We start from the raw sequence: 3,201 nt of genomic DNA on the forward strand, positions 1-3,201 counted from the left end.
AAGGGCGTTTGGCGGATGCCTTGGCAGTAAGAGGCGATGAAAGACGTGATACCCTGCGATAAGCTTGGGGGAGCCGGGAATAGGCTTTGATCCCAAGATCTCTGAATGGGGGAACCCACCTGAAAGTCCGTTATTGTTACCTTTGGTAATCAATAATGGGTTTAACCAGGTACTTAAGGACTGAATACATAGGTCTTTAAGAGCAAACCCGGGGAACTGAAACATCTAAGTACCCGGAGGAAAGGACATCAATAGAGACTCCGTTAGTAGTGGCGAGCGAACGCGGACCAGCCGAGCCTGATGAGTGACCAGAATGCGTTGGGAAACGCAGCCATAGCGGGTGACAGCCCCGTATGGGAAGCTCTGAGGGACGTATTAAGTAGGGCGGGACACGTGAAATCCTGTTCGAAGACCGGAGGACCACCTCCGAAGGCTAAGTACTCCTTACTGACCGATAGCGAACCAGTACCGTGAGGGAAAGGTGAAAAGCACCCCGGCGAGGGGAGTGAAACAGTACCTGAAACCGAACGCCTACAATCAGTTGGAGGCCCCTTGAGGGCTGACAGCGTACCTTTTGTATAATGGGTCATCGACTTGGTCTCACGAGCAAGCTTAAGCCGTTAGGCGGAGGCGCAGCGAAAGCGAGTCTTAATAGGGCGCATGAGTTCGTGGGATCAGACCCGAAACCGAGTGATCTAGGCATGGCCAGGTTGAAGGTGCGGTAACACGCACTGGAGGACCGAACCCACATCCGTTGAAAAGGATCGGGATGAGCTGTGCCTAGGGGTGAAAGGCCAATCAAACTCGGAGATAGCTGGTTCTCTGCGAAATCTATTTAGGTAGAGCGTCATCCGAATACCCCGGGGGGTAGAGCACTGGATGGGTAATGGGGCCCCACAGGCTTACTGATCCTAACCAAACTCCGAATACCCGGGAGTACTAGATGGCAGACACACGGCGGATGCTAACGTCCGTCGTGGAGAGGGAAACAACCCTGACCTCCGGCTAAGGCCCCCAATTCATGGCTAAGTGGGAAAGCAGGTGAGACGTCCAAAACAACCAGGAGGTTGGCTTAGAAGCAGCCATCCTTTAAAGATAGCGTAACAGCTCACTGGTCTAATCAAGATGTCTTGCGGCGAAGATGTAACGGGGCTCAAGCCATGAGCCGAAGCCGAGGATGCACATAGTGCATGGTAGCAGAGCGTAGTGTGACATAGTCTCATTCCTCCTTAGCATCTCCGGATGCATTGGAGGAGAGAGGCTTTCGATGAAGCCGGGGCGTGAGCCATCCGGTGGAGAGATCACTAGCGAGAATGATGACATGAGTAGCGACAAAGAGTGTGAGAGACACTCTCGCCGAAAGTCCAAGGGTTCCTGCTTAAAGCTAATCTGAGCAGGGTAAGCCGGCCCCTAAGCCGAGGCCGAAAGGCGTAGGCGATGGGAATCAGGTTAATATTCCTGAGCCAGGAGGATGTGACGGATCATGAAGGTTGTTCGCCCTTATCGGATTGGGCGGGCCGCTGATTGGTCCCTGGAAATAGCCCTCCATCAGACCGTACCCTAAACCGACACAGGTGGACTGGTAGAGAATACCAAGGCGCTTGAGAGAACGATGTTGAAGGAACTCGGCAAAATACCTCCGTAAGTTCGCGAGAAGGAGGCCCGGGTTCAAGGCAACTTGGATCCGGGGGCACAAACCAGGGGGTGGCGACTGTTTATTAAAAACACAGGGCTCTGCGAAGCCGCAAGGCGACGTATAGGGTCTGACGCCTGCCCGGTGCCTGAAGGTTAAAAGGAGGGGTGAGAGCTCCGAATTGAAGCCCAGGTAAACGGCGGCCGTAACTATAACGGTCCTAAGGTAGCGAAATTCCTTGTCGGGTAAGTTCCGACCTGCACGAATGGCGTAACGACTTCCCCGCTGTCTCCAACATCGACTCAGCGAAATTGAATTGCCTGTCAAGATGCAGGCTTCCCGCGGTTAGACGGAAAGACCCCGTGCACCTTTACTACAGCTTCGCACTGGCATCAGGATTGTGATGTGCAGGATAGGTGGTAGGCATCGAAGCAGGAACGCAAGTTCCTGTGGAGCCTCCCTTGAGATACCACCCTTCGCACTCTTGATGTCTAACCGCGGTCCGTTATCCGGATCCGGGACCCTGCGTGGCGGGTAGTTTGACTGGGGCGGTCGCCTCCTAAAGAGTAACGGAGGCGCGCGAAGGTTGGCTCAGAGCGGTCGGAAATCGCTCGTTGAGTGCAATGGCAGAAGCCAGCCTGACTGCAAGACTGACAAGTCGAGCAGAGACGAAAGTCGGCCATAGTGATCCGGTGGTCCCGCGTGGAAGGGCCATCGCTCAACGGATAAAAGGTACGCCGGGGATAACAGGCTGATACTGCCCAAGAGTCCATATCGACGGCAGTGTTTGGCACCTCGATGTCGGCTCATCTCATCCTGGGGCTGGAGCAGGTCCCAAGGGTACGGCTGTTCGCCGTTTAAAGAGGTACGTGAGCTGGGTTTAGAACGTCGTGAGACAGTTCGGTCCCTATCTGCCGTGGGTGTAGGATACTTGAGAGGAGTTGCCCCTAGTACGAGAGGACCGGGGTGAACGATCCACTGGTGGACCAGTTGTTATGCCAATAGCAGTGCTGGGTAGCTATGATCGGACAGGATAACCGCTGAAGGCATCTAAGCGGGAAGCCCCCCTCAAAACAAGGTATCCCTGAGGGCCGTGGAAGACCACCACGCCGATAGGCCGGAGGTGTAAGCGCAGCAATGCGTTCAGCTGACCGGTACTAATCGCCCGATAGGCTTGATTTGATCCAGTAACAGACAGTGTTACAAGGAACCAAATAAGCAAACATCCCTAACTGACACGGACAACGTTGATTGTACTGCCTTCCGCTTGTGGAAACGTCCCGTGACGTAACTAAATCCACCTGCCGAAGGCATCTGGATTTTTCTCGGTTTGGTGGCTACAGCACAAGTGAAACACCCGGTCCCATCCCGAACCCGGAAGTTAAGCACTGTCGCGCCGATGGTACTTGGGCTCAAGCCCTGGGAGAGTAGGTCACCGCCAAACCTAGTAAAATCCAAACATCTCTCTAAACGATACAAAAACACCTGACGCGGGATGGAGCAGCCAGGTAGCTCGTCAGGCTCATAACCTGAAGGTCGCAGGTTCAAATCCTGCTCCCGCAACCAAC

Annotated in this window: 1 tRNA gene and 2 rRNA genes (1 of these 3 running past the window's edge); all 3 read left to right on the top strand. The window is 54.3% G+C overall.

Going from position 1 to position 3,201, the window contains the following annotated elements:
* A 23S ribosomal RNA gene (locus tag KUW17_RS23010) occupies nucleotides 1–2,815 on the top strand (it extends 13 nt beyond the left edge of the window).
* Between the two features lie 147 nt (nucleotides 2,816–2,962).
* A 5S ribosomal RNA gene (gene rrf / locus KUW17_RS23015) occupies nucleotides 2,963–3,077 on the top strand.
* A gap of 45 nt (nucleotides 3,078–3,122) precedes the next feature.
* Nucleotides 3,123–3,199 (top strand) — tRNA-Met (locus KUW17_RS23020).
* The last annotated feature ends 2 nt before the right edge of the window (nucleotides 3,200–3,201 follow it).

This window comes from Leisingera aquaemixtae (assembly GCF_019801145.1).
Classification (GTDB): Bacteria; Pseudomonadota; Alphaproteobacteria; order Rhodobacterales; family Rhodobacteraceae; genus Leisingera; species Leisingera aquaemixtae_A.